General features: G+C 73.6%; 12 protein-coding genes and 11 tRNA genes. 3 read left to right on the top strand and 20 right to left on the bottom strand.

Annotated elements, in window-relative coordinates; translation table 11 throughout:
- On the top strand, window positions 1–538 hold a 538-nt coding region (locus tag ABD352_RS35805; RefSeq protein ID WP_344616969.1), incomplete at its 5' end, for a hypothetical protein.
- On the opposite strand, the gene ABD352_RS35800 is transcribed toward ABD352_RS35805, so the two are convergent.
- From ABD352_RS35800 to ABD352_RS35740, 13 genes are all read right to left on the bottom strand, one after another.
- Window positions 522–1,094 (bottom strand): HAD domain-containing protein, encoded by a 573-nt coding sequence (locus ABD352_RS35800; RefSeq protein ID WP_344616968.1) that lies wholly within the window; start codon window positions 1,092–1,094, stop codon window positions 522–524. The two genes, ABD352_RS35805 and ABD352_RS35800, sit on opposite strands and share 17 nt — an antisense overlap.
- Before the next feature lie 164 nt (window positions 1,095–1,258).
- Window positions 1,259–1,329, bottom strand: a tRNA-Cys gene (locus tag ABD352_RS35795).
- A gap of 28 nt (window positions 1,330–1,357) precedes the next feature.
- Window positions 1,358–1,438: transfer RNA gene (locus ABD352_RS35790), tRNA-Tyr, on the bottom strand.
- A 59-nt stretch (window positions 1,439–1,497) separates the two neighbouring features.
- Window positions 1,498–1,577 (bottom strand) — tRNA-Met (locus tag ABD352_RS35785).
- 2 nt (window positions 1,578–1,579) lie between these two features.
- Window positions 1,580–1,651: transfer RNA gene (locus ABD352_RS35780), tRNA-Lys, on the bottom strand.
- Between the two features lie 4 nt (window positions 1,652–1,655).
- Window positions 1,656–1,730: transfer RNA gene (locus ABD352_RS35775), tRNA-Glu, on the bottom strand.
- Between the two features lie 36 nt (window positions 1,731–1,766).
- A tRNA-Leu gene (locus tag ABD352_RS35770) sits at window positions 1,767–1,839 on the bottom strand.
- Window positions 1,840–1,849: 10 nt separating this feature from the next.
- Window positions 1,850–1,923: transfer RNA gene (locus tag ABD352_RS35765), tRNA-Gly, on the bottom strand.
- 15 nt (window positions 1,924–1,938) lie between these two features.
- Window positions 1,939–2,010, bottom strand: a tRNA-Asp gene (locus ABD352_RS35760).
- A 12-nt stretch (window positions 2,011–2,022) separates the two neighbouring features.
- Window positions 2,023–2,096 (bottom strand) — tRNA-Gly (locus ABD352_RS35755).
- Window positions 2,097–2,106: 10 nt separating this feature from the next.
- Window positions 2,107–2,180: transfer RNA gene (locus ABD352_RS35750), tRNA-Glu, on the bottom strand.
- Window positions 2,181–2,217: 37 nt separating this feature from the next.
- A tRNA-Ala gene (locus ABD352_RS35745) sits at window positions 2,218–2,289 on the bottom strand.
- 382 nt (window positions 2,290–2,671) lie between these two features.
- Complete coding sequence (locus ABD352_RS35740; RefSeq protein ID WP_344616967.1) at window positions 2,672–2,872, bottom strand: response regulator transcription factor; 201 nt, start codon at window positions 2,870–2,872, stop codon at window positions 2,672–2,674.
- A gap of 72 nt (window positions 2,873–2,944) precedes the next feature.
- Here ABD352_RS35740 and ABD352_RS35735 point away from each other — a divergent pair, with 72 nt between their 5' ends.
- Window positions 2,945–3,481 carry a GNAT family N-acetyltransferase gene (locus ABD352_RS35735; protein WP_344616966.1) on the top strand — a complete coding sequence of 179 codons (537 nt, stop codon included), beginning with the start codon at window positions 2,945–2,947 and terminating at the stop codon, window positions 3,479–3,481.
- Between the two features lie 397 nt (window positions 3,482–3,878).
- On the opposite strand, the gene ABD352_RS35730 is transcribed toward ABD352_RS35735, so the two are convergent.
- Both ABD352_RS35730 and ABD352_RS35725 read right to left on the bottom strand, forming a co-directional pair.
- A complete protein-coding gene (locus ABD352_RS35730) occupies window positions 3,879–5,822 on the bottom strand; it encodes a hypothetical protein (protein WP_344616965.1) in 1,944 nt (647 codons plus the stop codon).
- Between the two features lie 351 nt (window positions 5,823–6,173).
- On the bottom strand, window positions 6,174–8,486 hold the full coding sequence (locus tag ABD352_RS35725; protein ID WP_344616964.1) for a LuxR C-terminal-related transcriptional regulator: 2,313 nt from the start codon (window positions 8,484–8,486) through the stop codon (window positions 6,174–6,176).
- A gap of 122 nt (window positions 8,487–8,608) precedes the next feature.
- On the opposite strand from ABD352_RS35725, the gene ABD352_RS35720 reads away from it, so the two are divergent.
- Complete coding sequence (locus ABD352_RS35720) at window positions 8,609–11,353, top strand: ATP-binding protein (RefSeq protein WP_344616963.1); 2,745 nt, start codon at window positions 8,609–8,611, stop codon at window positions 11,351–11,353.
- Here ABD352_RS35720 and ABD352_RS35715 read toward each other — a convergent pair.
- From ABD352_RS35715 to ABD352_RS35695, 5 genes are all read right to left on the bottom strand, one after another.
- Window positions 11,340–12,128 carry an SDR family NAD(P)-dependent oxidoreductase gene (locus ABD352_RS35715; RefSeq protein WP_344616962.1) on the bottom strand — a complete coding sequence of 263 codons (789 nt, stop codon included), beginning with the start codon at window positions 12,126–12,128 and terminating at the stop codon, window positions 11,340–11,342. The two genes, ABD352_RS35720 and ABD352_RS35715, sit on opposite strands and share 14 nt — an antisense overlap.
- A gap of 34 nt (window positions 12,129–12,162) precedes the next feature.
- Entirely contained in the window at window positions 12,163–12,981 is an 819-nt protein-coding gene (locus ABD352_RS35710) for an alpha/beta hydrolase (protein WP_344616961.1), read from the bottom strand.
- A gap of 244 nt (window positions 12,982–13,225) precedes the next feature.
- On the bottom strand, window positions 13,226–14,077 hold the full coding sequence (locus ABD352_RS35705) for a hypothetical protein (RefSeq protein ID WP_344616960.1): 852 nt from the start codon (window positions 14,075–14,077) through the stop codon (window positions 13,226–13,228).
- Window positions 14,078–14,208: 131 nt separating this feature from the next.
- Window positions 14,209–14,958 (bottom strand): SDR family oxidoreductase, encoded by a 750-nt coding sequence (locus ABD352_RS35700; RefSeq protein ID WP_344616959.1) that lies wholly within the window; start codon window positions 14,956–14,958, stop codon window positions 14,209–14,211.
- Window positions 14,959–14,971: 13 nt separating this feature from the next.
- Complete coding sequence (locus ABD352_RS35695) at window positions 14,972–15,883, bottom strand: helix-turn-helix transcriptional regulator (RefSeq protein ID WP_344616958.1); 912 nt, start codon at window positions 15,881–15,883, stop codon at window positions 14,972–14,974.
- Window positions 15,884–15,910 lie beyond the last annotated feature (27 nt).

Genomic DNA, 15,910 nt, shown 5'->3' with positions numbered 1-15,910 from the left:
AAGCTCTCCGGCGCCCGGCGCGAGCGCGCTGGGGGCGGAGCCGACGGAGCCGGCCGAGCGGGCGCGGGCCCGGCTGACCGAGGGCATCGCCGCGGCGATCCAGACGGGGCTGCCGAACGCGCGCCTGGACGCCCCGCTGAAGGTGGAACGGGTCGACGGGCCATCGCTGTCCTACCGGACCACGCAGGGGCTGACGGTCGGCGGGCGGCGGGCGACGCTGTCGGTGCACGTGATGCGCCGGTCCGCCGCCAGCACCTGCACGCCGACGTCGGTCCCGCCGACGCCGGGCGACCCGGCCGGCGCCGGGCCGCACACCTCCTGCGACACGCAGGAGGGACCGGGCGGCGAGCGGATCGTCACCCGGCTGACGACGGGCGAGGCCCAGGGCGGGGTGACGATCGTCGTGTACGTCGACCGGAGCAACGGCGAAACCGTGACCGTGACCGTGGGCGTGGAGTTCCTGGGCGCGGAGCCGAAGATCGAGCGCACCCAGGTGACGGCGATCGCCCTGGACTACCGGGTCACGCTGTATCCCTGAGCCCGGGCTCGGCCGCGGTCTCCTCGGCGCGGGCTTCGGCCTCGATCGGATCGGCGCCGGCTTCGGCCTCGATCGCATCGGCGCGGGCGAAGGCCTCGATCGCGTCGAGGTGGGCCGGCGTCAGGCCGTGGCGCGGGTCGGGGCGGATGAGCAGGGCCCGGCCGCCGGCGGTGAGCTCGTCGTGCAGGTCGCCGGGCTCGGGGACCACGACGTCGTCCGTCCACACCAGGCGGCGGCCGCCGCGCAGCACGGCCCGGGCGGCGGCCAGCTTGGCCACGGAGGCGTCGGGCACGTCGCCGAAGGCCCGGTCGAGGCACGGCATGCGCAGCGCGCGGGCGATCTGCTCGGGCCAGGCGCACCAGGTGGAGCACCAGCGGACCTCGAGCACGCCGTCGCGGTGCAGCTGCCGGATGCGTTTGACCAGCCGGGGCGACCAGCGCAGCGGCCAGCCGACGCCCTCGGCGGTCGCCGCGCCCCGCCGCGGCGCGCCCGTCCAGGCCGGCTCCGCCACGTTGATCACGCCGTCGACGTCGAGGAGCCACACTGGCGGGACCATGCCGCGATTCTCCTCCGCGATTGACGAGAGGGCGAGCTGACACATGACAGCGGCGTCGCAGGCCCCGGTGTCGATCCGGGCACTCCGCCCTTATGAGGGGCGGCCGAGCAGCCAGCGCTCAGCCTGCGGCTGGACAGTCCACAGTGGATGGCACGCGTTCGTCGAGGCCACGGCCGGACTCGAACCGGCGTCTACCGCTTTGCAGGCGGTCCCCTGGCCACTCGGGCACATGGCCGTGCTGGTACTGCCGTGCTTGTTCCGCGTGCGGGTGGAGGGATTCGAACCCCCTCAGCAATGCAACTGGGTTACAACCAGCCCCGACTCTCCTACGTCGGCGCACCCGCGGGGCGAGCCCGGCCGGCCCCCGTTCGTGCCGGGCCGAGCTCGCGTGGTGTGTTGCACGTGGTTGCAGGGGCGGGATTTGAACACCGCGATCTCCGGCTTATGAGGCCGGCGAGGACGACCGAACTCCTCTACCCTGCTAGTGCGCCGCCAGGGACTCGAACCCCGAACTGACCGGTTAAGAGCCGGGCGCTCTACCGTTGAGCTAGCGGCGCGCGGAAGCGCGGACGGGACTCGAACCCGCACGTGTCCTGGGTGAAAACCAGGTGACTCTCCCAATTCGTCCACCGCGCCATGCTGATGGTGGTGCCGTGCTGGTGGTGCTGTGCGTACCCCCGGCGCGAGTCGAACGCGCACCGTCGACGTCCTCAACGTCGTGCCTCTACCTTTGGGCTACGAGGGCATGGAGACCGAGCGGCAGCCGGGACTCGAACCCGGGACCTTCGCCATGGCAAGGCGACGCTCTACCTGACTGAGCTACAACCGCATGTTTGGTACTGCGCACCGCCGACCGGGATTGAACCGGCGACCTCGGCCTCGACAGGGCCTTGCTCTCCCGCTGAGCTACGACGGCATGACTGACACGAGCGGTAGCGGGGACTCGAACCCCGTCACGGCCTGTTTGGAAGACAGGTGTCCTGCCCGTTGGACGACTACCGCAGGCAACACGTCGCCCGTCCGGGGGTTGAACCCGGTCTGCCGGAGTGAGAATCCGGAGGTCTACCTGCCGCAACCTCACGGGCGAGAGCTGGGTGCCTGTTGTGTCCCCCCGGGCACCCAGTGGACCTGAGCGGATTTGAACCGCTGACCGTCGGTCTGCCAGACCGATGCGCTACCGCCGCGCCACAGGCCCTTACCTATTTTTGAACGCGTGCCATCACTATGGACTTGTCAATGTTCGAATCCACCGGCGAATATGCCGGGGCGTTATTCCACGAGCCCGTGGAATGCCACGAAAAAGCCGCCCGGTCCCCGGTCGGGGTGGGCGGCGGAGGCGTCGCTAGCCGGTTGCTAGCCGCTCCACCCACCCGGGGCGTCTTCACGCTTCAGACATCCGAGACCAGCGCAAAGGGCATAGCCGTAGCAGGCCCCCGCGCCGAGCGGCATCTGCCGCATCAGCTCGAAGTCGGGGCGCCGCATCATGGCCAGCTCCTTGTCGTCTCAGTGTCCCGCCCCGGGGTCTTTCCCGGTGCTGATGAATACAGTACGCATTCTTCGGCGCCCGCACAATGCATTTATCGGCCCGGCATCAGGCCACCCTGATACGCGATGGCGACGCCCTGCGCCCGATCCCTTGCACCGATCTTGGCCAGGATGCGTTTCACGTGCGTTTTCGCGGTCGACTCGGCGATGGTGAACGGCACGGCCAGCTCGGAGTTGGAGTGGCCCAGCGCCGCGAGGCGCAGCACCTGCCGCTCGCGGTCGACTTCCTGCATGCGCGGCGAGGCCCCGGGTCGTCGCCCCGGGGCGGTCAGCGCGCGTACCCCGGCCGGGGTATGGTCCCCCCCATGCCGGAGCTGATCGCCCCTACGGTGCGCCTGCACGAGGCCTGGCTGGAAGCCCGCGACGACTGGGGCCGCGACGCCCAGCAGCACGGCAGCGGCCTCGGCGACGGCGACGAGGTCGACACCCCCGAGGGCTTCGCCGCCTGGGTCGCCCGGCTGGGCGCCCAGCCCGCCCACGTGCAGGCCCACCCGGACGACAGGGTCCCGGCGACCTACTGGTGGATCGCCGAGTCCTCCACGGTCCTCGGCGCGATCAGCCTGCGCCACTTCCTCAACGCCAAGCTCCTCGACGGCGGCGGCCACGTCGGCTACGGCATCCGCCCGTCGGCCCGCCGCCGCGGCCTGGCCACCTGGGCCCTGCGCGAGGTACTGACCGCCGCCACCGCCATGGGCATCCCCCGCGCCCTGCTCACCTGCGACGACACCAACCTCGCCTCGGCCGCCGTCATCGAGCGCTGCGGCGGCCGGCTGGAGGACGTCCGCGACACGTGGCTCGGCCACACCCGCCGCTACTGGATCGACCTCCCGCCCGGCGCCTGACCGCTCGGCTGTTGCGGGACCCCTGGCCGCCGATCGGCGGGTCAGACCGGCCAGGTCGGGTCGGGGCGATCGCCTGCAGTTGCTGGCCGGTCAGCGGCGGCTCGGCGCGGGTCGCGGCATTGGTCTTCTCGTGCACCGCGTTCCACGCGCCGATCACGATGCGCACGTGGTCGGGCCGATAGACGTCGGCCATGCGCAGCCTGATCCGGTCGTGACCGGCGTCCTCCGAGGGGCCGTCGGACCCTGGCCAGCGCGGCCTGCACGAGATCCTCGGCCCGAGGCCACTCACCGCACAACAGGACCGCGACGCAGGGTGCACATATCGGGTCTCGACGAACTCGTGCAGCTCGGACCCGATCTCCTTGCTCACAGGCACCAGGCACCCCCTTCACCACACCTAAGGTCTGTGTCGAAGTCCGGTTGTAATGCCGGGCTTGGTCGACAGTCCGGGGTGTGCGTCTCGTCGTTCCGGTGTGGTCCTGGCCACTGGTGTGGTGGTGGGGCTCATCCGGGGTTGTCGAGGGCTCGTTCCGGTGGTTCGCCGAGCGCCCTGGCACCGGCTGGTGCTGGGCTGCGGCCGCCGCGGCCGTCCACCGGAGTGGGGGCCGGGGTGGTGGGTTCCGGTTGACTCGGTCAGGGCTCCTTGCAGCCCTTCGTTGATGGTCTCGACCCCGTACCGGTCGAGGGTGGCCCGTGCCGCGTCCCAGTCGACCCGGGCGGTGCCGGGCTGGGCCGGGTCGGTGAGCACGGTGTGCGCGCCGATCAGCGCGGCAACCAGGTCGCGGTCGCCGGCCAGCCCGCAGCCGGGGCAGTGGTGGCGGCGGTCGGCGAGGCCTTTCGGGACTCGCTGGCTGCAGAGGCAGTGCTGGGTCCAGGCGGTGTGCCGGGTCCCGGCCCGCACCAGCCCAAGTCCGCGTCCGGTGTGGGCGGCGACGGCGGTGGTTTCGCGGCGCAGGGCGGTCAGGAGCATGCCCGGGGTGAAGGCGTGAATCCCGCGGCCCCACCGGCGGGCCCAGACACGGATGTCGGCCTCCTCGACAACCAGGCTGTGGCCGTGGACCGCGACCAGGGCCGCCGCGGCGATCCGGGCGCGAGTGTGCCCGGCCCGGGTACGGGCAGCACCGTCGGCCGCGGCCCGGCCTCGCAGCCGCTGGTAGGTGTTGCTCAGGGTGTCGCGCCGGTAAGCGCGGACCGGTACCCCGGCGGTGTTGGCGACCCGCGGCCCGCCGGGCACGGTGGTCTGCACCGGTGGCAGCCCGGCCGCGTGGCGGCGGTCGGCGCGGCGCTGCTGACGTGGCGAGAGCCGGTACTGGCCGGGGTTGGCGGCGCGGCGGGACCGGTCCAGGGCCCGCTGGCGGCGCCGCTGCCGCAGCCGCTGCGCGGCCAGGACGGCGTCGTGCTCGCCAGTACGGGCGACACGGCTGGCCGCGAACTCACCATCCGGGCCGGTGGGGACGGACACTACGGTCAGGTTGGACACGTTGACGTCCACCCCGCCCCGCCGTTGGAGCTGGGCGGCCGCCTGGCGGCGCTCGGTGACGGCGGGTGAGGTGTAGCCGGGGCCGAGGATCATCAGGTGCGCCTCGTACCGCCACCCACCCGCCGCGCCAGGGTCGCGGTACCGGACCAGGTCGATCTTGTGCCAGCGGTTCGGGTCGGCGAGGTAGTGCTCCAGGACCGGCCGGCGGCCCGGGCCTTGCGGCAGCCGCACCGGCACGACCAGGTCACCTCCGGCGAGGCCGGTACACACGATGGCGATCGGGCCATCGTGATCCCACCACGACCCCACCGGCTTCCCACTGGCGGCGGTGGCGGTGACGGCCGGCATCCGCCGCGGCTGCCACAACCGGCCAGCGTGCCCGAACGCGGCACGATGCCCGGCCAGGCTCCCCACCAGCCGGAACGTCTCCCACTTCCGGGCACGGGTGTGGGAACGGGCCCGGCCGGGGATCGTCGCGAACTGCCACCAGCTCCCAGGGCGGGGCCGGCCGTGCCGGCGGCCGGAGGCGTCGGGGAACAGGTGCCGCTCGGTCGCCTCCCACACCCCGTCGGCCAGATGCATGGCCAGGGCCTTGGTCAGATACCGCCGCACATGCGGCGCACCATCCACATGCCGGTAGGCGGCGTGTTCCAGGCCGCTGCGGGACAACCCGAGCCGGCCCCGGACCGCGTCCGGCCCAGCCGCAGCCCGCTCACGGCAGGCGGCCCAGTAGGCGTCGACCCGGGCCCGGGCGTCACGCTGGACCGCCCGCCGGACGGTGAACGCGGCCGCGAACACCCGCTCCAGCGTCCGCCGTACCCGCGGCTCGTGGACGTCCAGCGGCAGACGCAGCACCGACACCGGACCCTCGCACCGCCACGGCACCGTCCGGTTCGGCCCCCGCCGCCGTGGTCCTGCCCCCGCCACACATCGACACTACCCAACGCCACCGCTCAGCCGGAACCGTGACTCACATCCTGCGGACAGCAGCGTTCAGGACACAGACTTTGATACGCACCCTAGACCGGTCCGGCGCCTGGGTGGGTTGCCTCAGCACGGCCCGCCAACCGGCGTGCGGGCAAGGCGGCCGTGTTGTGGCATGCCGGCGCATACCGAACGATTGGCCTCGAGCCATCCCCAGGAGGGCACCCCCGTGTACACCCCTCGTGGACGCCGACAGCGCGCAGGAGCTCGCCAAGGTCCGGGCCGTCATCACTCCGGCGGCGGCCGGAGGGCACCCGCGAGCTGCCGCCGGGAGGTGAGGCCCAGCTTGCGGAAGATCTTGTTCAGGTGGTACTCGACCGTCGAGTCGGTGACGAAGAGCTGGGTGGCGATCTCCGCGTTCGTGGCCCCCGCCGCGGCGAGCGCGGCGACCCGGGCCTCCTGCGGGGTGAGGTCGTGACCGGCCGGGACGGCACGGGTGCGGGCGTGCTGACCCGTGGCCAGCAGCTCGACGCGGGCGCGCTCGGCGAAGGCGGCGGCGCCCATGCCGGTGAAGGCGTCGTGCGCGATGCCCAGTTGCCGGCGCGCCTCGGTGCGGCGTTTCCGGCGGCGCAGCCACTCACCGTGCAGTAGGTGGGTGCGGGCGAGTTCGGTGACCATCCGGCTGCCGGCGAGGTGCTCGGCCGCCTCGCGGTACAGGGCGTCCGCCCCGTCGTCGTCGGTCAGCAGCGCGCGGCTGCGGGCGAGCACCCCCAGCGCCCACGCGGTGCCGCTGGCATTCGCCCGCTCGGCCAGCCGGGCGAGCGCGGCCTCTGCGCTCGGCCGATCCCCGGCGCGGGCGGCCGCCTCAATGAGGTTGGGCAGCATGCGGTTGCCCGGGCCGACCACGTCGTCGCGCAGGCCGGGCAGCGTCCAGGCCAGCGCGTCGGCGTACCGGCCGTGGCCGAGCTCCAGGATGGCCAGCGAATAGCGGGCGTGGTTGCCGACCACGCCGTAGCCGCGCCGCGCCTCCCAGTAGCTGAACGCGGCGTCGGCGGCCGCCCGCGCCGGTGCCTCCTCTCCGCGCCAGGCCAGCAGCTCGATCTGCCAGGCCGCCGCGCCGTTGTCGCCGGTTCCGGTCATGGCGCCGACGTCGGCCGCCTCGGCGTAGATGTTGTCGGCCTGCGCGAAGTCGCCGGCCCACGTCGCCGCCGCGGCCAGCCCGTGCAGGGCGGCATCGAGCGCGTGGAGGGCTCCTCGCTCGCGGGCCAGCGACACGGCGTGGCGCAGGATGGCCTCGTATCCCTCGTCGTCGAGCAGTTCCTCCGCCACCCAGTTGCCGACCATGGCGAAGGGGATGCTGCCGTGGGCGAGCTCCCGGTTGTCGCGCAGCACCGCCGTGGCCGCGCGCAGGTGCGGTACCGCCGGCACGAACCCGTCGAGGACCCGGGTGGCCAAGGCGTCCAGCAGGAGCTGCGTCGTGGAGGCCGGGGCCCGGTCGCGGCCCGGCGCCCGCCGCGCGGCGTGCGCCACGTCGGCGATCGTGGTGCCCGCCGTGTGCTGCCGGGACAGCATCGCGGCCGTGAGGGCCTCGAACAGTATGCCGTGGCTGAGTTCGGCGGGCAGTTCGGGATCGGTGGCGGCCTCCAGCATCATCGCCGACACCACCGTCGCCACCCCGCCGCCGAACCAGGCGAGGGTGGCCTTCGTCTGCTGTGCGGCCGCTCGCATCGTGGGCGTGTGCAGCCCGGACGCCGCCTGCTCGAGGCGCAGGCCGGCCGCGGCCGGCATCGTGCGCACGTGCCGGAGGAAGTGCGCCTCCATGTGGTCGCTGAGCGGCAGCCGGTCGGGCAGGGAGGCCCCGCCGGCCAGCTGGTCCGCGGACAGCTCCGCGGTCAGCTCGATCAGCGCGAGCGGGTTGCCCCGCGTCTCGGCGACCATCCGCGCGGCGACGGGCGGCGCGATGCGGCCCGGTGCGGCCTGTGCCAGCAGGTCGCACGCGGCCTGGCTGGGAAGGCCGGCGACGGTCAGCGTCGGCAGGCCGTCCAGCGCCGGCATGAGGCCCGGCTCGTCGCGCGCGGCGATCAGCACGCCGACGCTGTCGGCGTGCAGCCGCCGCGCCACGAAGGCCAGCACGGCCACGGTCTCCGGGTCCAGCCAGTGGGCGTCGTCGACGAGGCAGACCAGCGGCAGGCTCCGGGCGACGTCGGCGAGCAGGGTCAGGACGGCCAGGCCGACCAGGAACCGGTCCGCCTGCACGCCGGCAACGAGGCCGAACGCCCCGGCCAGGGCGTCGCGCTGCGGGCCCGGCAGCCGATCGATCCGGTCCAGGTACGGCCGGAGCAGCCGGTGCAGGGCGGCGTAGGCCAGCCGGCGCTCCGGCTCCACCCCGACCACCCGGGCGACCCGCAGGTCCGCGGCGGCGCCGGCCGCGTGCTCCAGCAGCCGGGTCTTGCCGATGCCGGCCTCGCCGACGAGCACGAGCGTGGCGCTCAGCCCCGTGCGGACGGTCGCCGTGAGCTCGTCGATGGCCTGGCACTCGTCGTGCCGGCCGTGCAGCGGCAGTGTCCGGGAACCGGCCTGCGCCAAGGACCGCGCGATCACGGTCCGTAGCGTAGGGCGGCGCGGCGGGCGGCCTCCATACGTCACGTGACGGGGTTCAGGGTCTGGCGCCGGCCGGGCGGGTTGGGCAGGATGGTCCCGGTTGCCGCAAGAGACGGATGGCAATGACGGTCGACGGTACCGGCACGACGCTCTTCGGGCGTGAGCACGAGTCGCGGCGCCTCGCCGACCTCGTGGAATCGGCGCGCCACCGCGGTGGTGCGCTCGTGGTGCGCGGCGAGGCGGGCATCGGCAAGTCGGCGCTGCTGCGCCAGGCCCGCCGGGTCGCGGCCGGCCACGGCCTGCTGGTGCTGACGGCCACCGGGACCGAGGCGGAGGCGCGGCTGCCGTTCGCCGCCCTGCACCAGCTCGTCCGGCCCGTCCTCGGCCGGGCCGACGAGCTGCCCGGCCCGCAGCGCTCGGCCGTGCTGGCGGCCTTCGGGATGGCGCAGGGCGCCGCGCCGGACCTGTTCCTCATCGCGCTGGCGGTGCTGAACCTGCTGGCCGAGGCGGCCGCCGAGACCGGCGCGCTGCTGCTCGTCGAGGATGCGCACTGGCTGGACGCGCCCAGCGCCGGCGTGCTGGCCTTCGTCGCCCGGCGCCTGGACTCCGACCCGATCGTGCTGCTGGCGGCGACGCGGGACGGGTACGCCGACGGGCTCGGCGCCCTCGAGCAGCTGCGCGTGGACCGGCTGGACGACGCGTCGGCGGTCGCCCTGCTCGACGCCCGCGCGCCGGGCCTCGCCGTCGAGGTGCGGCAGCGACTCCTCGCCGAGGCGGCCGGCAACCCCCTGGCGCTGGTCGAGCTGCCGGTCGCGGGCTGGCGGCTCGGCCCCGACCCGCTGGAGCCGCAGTGGCGGCCGCTGACCGCGCGCCTGGAGGAGGCGTTCGCGGCGCGGGTGTCCGCGCTGCCGGAGCCGGCCCAGGCACTGCTGCTCGTCGCCGCCGTCAATGACGGCGACGCGCTCGCCGAGGCCCTCGACGCCGCGGCCGTCGCCGGCGCCGCGGTGACGGTCGACGACCTGCACCCGGCCGTCGCCGCCCAGCTCGTCGACGTCGGCCGCAGTACGATCCGCTTCCAGCACCCGCTGATGCGCTCGGCGATCCAGCAGCGGGCCCCGCTGGCGCGGCGCATCGCGGCCCACGCCGCGCTGGCGGGCGTCGTGCGCGGGCACGCCGACCGGCGGGTGTGGCACCGGGCCGGCGCGTGCCTCGGGCCCGACGACGACGTCGCTGACGAGCTCGAGGCGGCCGCCGTCCACGCGCGGCGCCGCGGCGCCATGGTCACCGTGGTCGCCGCCATGCAGCGGTCCGGTCAGCTCACCGTCGACCCGCGGCGCTCGGCCGACCGGCTGCTGCGGGCCGCCGAGATCGCCGTCGAGCTCGGCCGCCACGACGTCGTCGGCGGGCTGCTGCGGGAGGCGGAGGACCGGGGCCTGTCGTTCGCGCAGCAGGCGCAGCGGCTGTGGATCGAGTCGAGCTTCGGCGACGGCCTGCGCGACCCGAAGACCGGGCCGGCCGCGCTGGCCGAGGTCGCTGAGCGGGTCGCCGGCACCGGCGACGGCGTCCGGCTGGCCGTGCGGCTGCTCAACAGCGCGGCGCTGCGCTGCTTCTGGTCCGAGGCCGACGAAGCGGCCGGGCACCGGGTCGTCGCCGTGACCGAGACGCTGCCCGTCGCGGCGGACGACCCCGACCGGCTCGCCATCCTCGCGTTCGCGGCGCCGGTCGGGCGGGGCTCGGCCGTCATCGACGGGCTGCGCGGCGCCACCGCACGCGCCGGCGTGGACGCGCAGACGTCGCGCCTGCTCGGCAGTGCGGCGGTCATCGTCGGCGCCTTCGACGAGGGCGACGCGTACTGCGCGGCGTCGATCCCCGACCTGCGGGCCCAGGGCCGGCTCGGCTCGCTGACCCGGGCGCTGGCCGCGCTGGCCTGGTGCGCGGCCCACCAGGGCGACCTGAACGCGGGCATTCCCGCCGCCGAGGAGGCCGCCCGGCTGGCGCTGGAGACGTCGCAGCCGCTGTTCTTCGGCATCGCCCGGGCGTCCGCCGCGGTGATGGCCGCGCTGGGCGGCCACCCGGACCGGGCGGCGGCCCTGGCGGCCGAGGCGGAGCAGCGCGGCGTCGCCGCCGGCGTCCGGCCGGTGCTGGCCACCGCCCAGCTGTCCCGGGGGCGCGGCGCGCTCGCGGAGGGCCGCTTCGCCGACGCGTACGGCGAGCTGCGCCGGATGCACGACCCGGGCGACCCGTCGTTCCACTCCGGGATGCGCTGCTTCTCCCTGACGGACCTGGTGGAGGCGGCCGCGCACAGCGGGCACCGGGACGCGGTCGCCGACGTGATGTCCGAGCTGGAGGCGGCGGGCCGCCGGACGTCGTCGCCGGCCCTGCACGCGGGGCTGCGCTACGCGCGGGCGGTGCTGGCCGACGACGCCGGGGCGGAGGCGCTCTTCCGCGCGGCCCTGAACGCCGAGACCAGCCGGTGGCCGTTCTCGCGGGCCAGGACTCAGCTGGCGTACGGCCAGTGGCTGCGCCGGCAGCGCCGCCCCGTCGAGTCGCGGGCGCCGCTGCGGGCCGCCCGCAACACCTTCGACGCGCTCGGCACCGCGCCGTGGGCGGAGCGGGCGCGGCAGGAGCTGCGCGCGGCCGGCGAGGCCAGCCGGGTCCGGCCCGCCACCGGCCGCGAGGAACTCACCCCGCAGGAGCTGCAGATCGCCCAGCTGGCGGCGCAGGGCCTGACCAACCGGGAGATCGGTCAGGCCCTGTACCTCTCCCACCGCACCGTCAGCACCCACCTGCACAACATCTTCCCCAAGCTGGGGATCACGGCGCGGGCTCAGCTGCACTCGATCGTCGGCGACCTCACAGGCTGGTGACGAGGCCCCCGTCGATGGCGAGGTTGGCGCCGGTGATGTTGGCGGCAAGGTCGCCGGCGAGGTACAGCACGAGGCCGGCGACCTCCTCCGGCTCGGTGAACCGGCCGGTGACGGACTCGTGCGCCGCCCCCTCGGCGATCGCGGCGGGGTCGCCGCCGCCGACGCGGGCGAGGGTCTCGGCGACGCCGTCGGCGCCGAGCCACAGCTCGGTGCTCACCGGGCCGGGGCTGATCGTGTTGACCCGCACGCCCTTCGGCCCGGCCTCCTTCGACAGCGCCTTCGAGAAGTTGACCAGCGCCGCCTTGGCCGCGCTGTAGTCGATGACGAGCGGGTCGGCAAGCGTCGCGTTGACCGACGCGATCGTCACGATGGCCGCGGTACCGGCGGCGTAGAGATGCGGCAGGGCCGCGCGCACGGTGCGGACGTGCGCCAGGAAGTTGATGTTCAGCGTGGCGATCCAGTCCTCGTCCGGCACGGCCAGGAAGCCCGCCGGGCGCGGGCGGACGGCGCCGACGTTGTTGACGAGGAGGTCGATGCGGCCGAACGCCTCCACGGCGGCGTCCACGAGGCGGCCCGGCCCGTCGACGGTGGACAGGTCCACGGCGACGGGCCGCACGGCGCCGTCACCGGCGAGCTCGGCCAGCTCGCCGGTCACGGTCCGGGCGCCGGCCACCACGCGCACGCCCTCGGCGGCCAGGGCCCGCACGACGGCCAGGCCGATGCCCCGGCTCGCGCCGGTCACGACCGCGACCTTGCCGGTCAGGCGCAGTTCCACGACGACCTCCATCGCGCCGCGCGGCTGCGGCCGGTCACGACGCCGCCCGCGCGATTGCGTCGGCGTGCGTGCCGATCCAGGCCAGCGCGGCGTCGGCCACGTCCCGCCAGCCGTGGTCGATGGTCAGGGAGTGCGCCCGGTCCGGGAAGTCCATGATCTCGGTGATCGCGCTGGAGTGGCGGTACTGCTTCAGCGTGGCCCGCGTGACGGCCTCCGGGACGGTGTGGTCGCGGCCGCCCATCATGAGCAGCAGCGGCCCGCGCATCTCGTTGGCCGTGTTCACCGCGGCCGGCGAGTGCGGGTCGAAGTTCGCCGCGGCCGCCTCGAACAGCGGCTTGCCGGGCGCGGGGATCGTCCACCGCTCGAACAGCTCGTCGGACTCCTCCGGCGAGATGGCGTTGCCGAAGGCGTACCGGAACTGCTCCGCCGTCAGCGAGACGGACCGGTGCCGGTTGGCGGGGTTCTTGAACACCGGCAGCGTGGCCCGCAACGCCGACAGCGGCAGCGGCAGCACGCCCTTGATCTGCGCGGCGTCGATCGCCACCGCGGCCGCGGCGAGATCCTGCCCGAGCAGCTTCTGCGCGATCATGCCGCCGAACGAGTGCCCCACCAGGATCGGCTTCGCGTCCAGCCCCTGGATGATCTTCGCGTAGTGCGCGACGACGTCGTCGATGCCGTGGTCGGCGATGCTCTCCGGGTTGGCGCGCGCCTCGGCGACGGTGTCCGGGTCGCCCGGCCAGCCGGGCGCCGTGGCCGTGTAGCCGGCCTGGTCGAACATGTCGATCCACGAGTCCCACGACGTGGCGTGCAGCCAGAGCCCGTGGATGAAGATGACGGGAAGGTGCGTGGTCATGCTCAGGCCTCCTCGATCCGGCCGGGCGCCCTGTCGCGCCGCCGGCCACACACAGGGCACCACGCCGGCCGTGCTCTTCGAACCAAGGAAACTCCCCAGTCCTATCGCCATGCTCAGCTGTGGCACACGCGGCGTCCGCCCGGAGGCGCGGGACGGCCGCGCCCGGTGGGTCGGGAGGCTGCTGCGCCGGCCGCCTACGCTTCGGGGCCGACGGCTCGGCCGCCGACCCCGAGGCGCCGGCCTATCAGGGTTTCGCGCAGATCGCGTAGGCGTGCAGGTGCCAGCTTCCCGAGACACCCACCTGGTCCTCGTACGCCTTGATCGAGAACGACGTCGGGGTGAAGGTGAGGTCGTCGAGCACCACCTCGCCGAGGCCGCCGTCGATCTGCCCACCCCCGCCGATGATCTTGTTGCCGGCGATCGCGCAGGTCGCCGTCTCCGTCGCCGAGTTCGCCGACTGGTCGGGACCCTGGACCCCGACGATCTCGTAGCCCGGCAGCGCGTCGGAGCAGATCGCGTACATCGTCAGGCTCCACAGCCCGGAGTAGCCGGTGCGGTCCTCGAACGCCCAGCCGGTCGCCCGGGTGGCCGAGGTTGCCTTGACGTCGTCGATACCGACCTCACCGTTGCCGCCGTTGATGGCGAACCCCATGCCCAGCAGATTCTGGGTGCTGGGGCAGTCGGCGGCGACGCTGTTGTACTGGTCCGAGGTCGTGGTGCTGGTGCTCGGCACGATCTGGTAGCCGGCCGGCTTGTCGGCGCAGACGATCGTGGCGCCGACGCTCCACGTGTACGCGTAGCCGTCCTCGTCCTCGACCGCGTGGACGTACAGGTGGTCGTCGTACGGGATGACCTGGTCGAAGCGGACCTGGCCCTCCCCGCCGGCCAGCGACGGCGCCGCCCCGATCAGGGTCGTGCCGGTCGGGCAGTCGATGCGAATGCCCTTGTTGCCGGAGGTGTACGAGGTGTACTGGAACGCCGTCGTACGGCCGGGCACGGCGGCCGAGGCCGGTCCGGCGAGAACCGGCACAGTTACGGCGGCGGCGCATGCGACCGTCACGGCGGCCAGCCGGCCGATGAGCGAAACACGGGCCATGGTGAGTCCTTCCGGTGCCAGGGCCCGGTGGTCCGGGCCGAGTACCGGCAGCGTGCGCCCACCTGGGAACGGCGTCCGCGTCCTTGTACGCACAACGCAGGTCAGGCCCGCGACAAGCCCAGCAATGAAGATTAGCCATTGCGCAGGATCCGGTATCCGAGTGCGGGCGAGAGCCGCATGACCGCCGGCAGCAGCTTGGCTTTGCCGACATAGATCTCGGTCGAGCCGCACCGGATGCCGGTGATCACCGCGGCAGCAGCGTCGGCCGCGCTGATCTTGCCTCGGCCACGCCCTCGGGTCATGTCCGTGTCGACGATTGGCAGTACCACGTCGATCACCCGGACGTGCGGCGCGGCATCCTGGCACTGGTAGCGCAGTGCGCGGGTAAAGACACGCACTCCTGCCTTGGTGGCGCAGTACACCGGTGCGGAGCGCTTGGGGGTCACCGCCAATCCGGAGGTGATGTTCACGATCGCGGCGGCGGGCTGCCGGCGCAGGTGCGGCAACAGGCCGGTCGAGAGCGCGATGACGGCGTCGAGGTTGATGGCGACCTCGCGGCGGAGGGCGGCCCGCGTGGTCTGCGGACCATCCCCGAGGAAGTCGGTGAGTGTCTGCACACCAGCATTGTTGATCACGATCGAGAGCTGGGGATGTCGATCAGTGAGCTCGCGCACGAAGATGTCGACCGCGTCAGGGTCAGCGAGGTCGACGGCCCAGGGTGTGACGCGGTCGGCGTAATCGGAGGCGAGCGACTCGAGGTGGCGGTGCTCGCGTCCGGCTGCCACCACATGCGCACCAGATTCGATGAACTGGCGGGTGAGTTCCCGCCCGATGCCGCGGGTCGCGCCCGTAACAAGGACAGTTTTGCCGACAAGGTTCATGCTTGTGCCGCTTTCAAGAGTCGATCGGCGCGGTGGCCGAGCTGGCGAACGCCGATCGGTATGCCAACGGCGTCATGGCGGTCCGGCGTTTGAAGTCGCGGGTGAGATGCGGCTGGTCGGCGTAGCCGGATGCGAAGCCGACGATGCTGAGCGGGTGCTCGCTGTTCATGAGGAGGTCTGCGGCCGCTTCGGCCCGCGTTGCGCTGAGTAGCGCGTTGAACCCGCCATCGGCGCGCAAGCGCCGCTGGAGGCTACGCGTGGAAGTGGCAAGCTCGGCCGCGAGGCCACCCAGCGTCCAGCGGCGGCCGAGATCGCCGGCGAGGATGCGACGTGCGTGCGAAGCCGCATCGGTGCCGGCCGGATGCACCGTCGATGCGAGCGATGACCAGGTGAAATGCCAGAGTGCGGTGCCGTGGCCGGGCGGTGGTTCCATGAAGACACCCTTGGCGAACACCACCGGAGCGCTGTCAGAACCCAGCCTGACCGTGACTGCCTGGCCGCCGATCGCCGCGGTCAAGGCCGCCAGCACGCCGAGGATCAGCGCATCCTCAGCGGGCTCAGGCGGTGCTGCGGGCGGTCCGACATGCTCGGCGATGAGGTACTTCGGGCCCGCCTCACGAATCACGACGCGGTGGCGCGAGTGGGTGAAGCGTTCCAGTCGGCTCCATCGGGCGAAGAGATCGTGGGGGGTGTCGGAAGCCAGGAGCGCTGAGATGGCCGGATCAGGCGGTAGCTCCGCCAGGAACAGGCCCACCCGCAACAGCGGCAGCAGGCCATGCGCCTCCGATACGCGCGCAAGGGTCCGCCGCTTGGCCTCCAACGGCAGCAGCGCGCCACTCAGCGGGGGCACGACAACCGGAATTCCATCCCCGGCAAGCGCCCGCTGCACTGCCGCCACCAGCACCGCGCTTGCGAACTCCTCCACAACCCTCCGTTCAACGCTGTCGGGGAA

This window comes from Dactylosporangium salmoneum, assembly GCF_039532525.1.
Taxonomy (GTDB): domain Bacteria; phylum Actinomycetota; class Actinomycetes; order Mycobacteriales; family Micromonosporaceae; genus Dactylosporangium; species Dactylosporangium salmoneum.
Note: the sequence above shows the minus strand (reverse complement) of the source record. Positions and strands in the feature narration are given on the sequence as shown.

Bases quoted from the DNA above. Each gene is read 5' to 3' on its own strand.
- ABD352_RS35800 (WP_344616968.1), bottom strand. From the start codon at position 1,094: ATGGTCCCGCCAGTGTGGCTCCTCGACGTCGACGGCGTGATCAACGTG.
- ABD352_RS35740 (WP_344616967.1), bottom strand. From the start codon at position 2,872: ATGCAGGAAGTCGACCGCGAGCGGCAGGTGCTGCGCCTCGCGGCGCTG.
- ABD352_RS35735 (WP_344616966.1), top strand. From the start codon at position 2,945: ATGCCGGAGCTGATCGCCCCTACGGTGCGCCTGCACGAGGCCTGGCTG.
- ABD352_RS35720 (WP_344616963.1), top strand. From the start codon at position 8,609: ATGACGGTCGACGGTACCGGCACGACGCTCTTCGGGCGTGAGCACGAG.
- ABD352_RS35710 (WP_344616961.1), bottom strand. From the start codon at position 12,981: ATGACCACGCACCTTCCCGTCATCTTCATCCACGGGCTCTGGCTGCAC.
- ABD352_RS35705 (WP_344616960.1), bottom strand. From the start codon at position 14,077: ATGGCCCGTGTTTCGCTCATCGGCCGGCTGGCCGCCGTGACGGTCGCA.
- ABD352_RS35700 (WP_344616959.1), bottom strand. From the start codon at position 14,958: ATGAACCTTGTCGGCAAAACTGTCCTTGTTACGGGCGCGACCCGCGGC.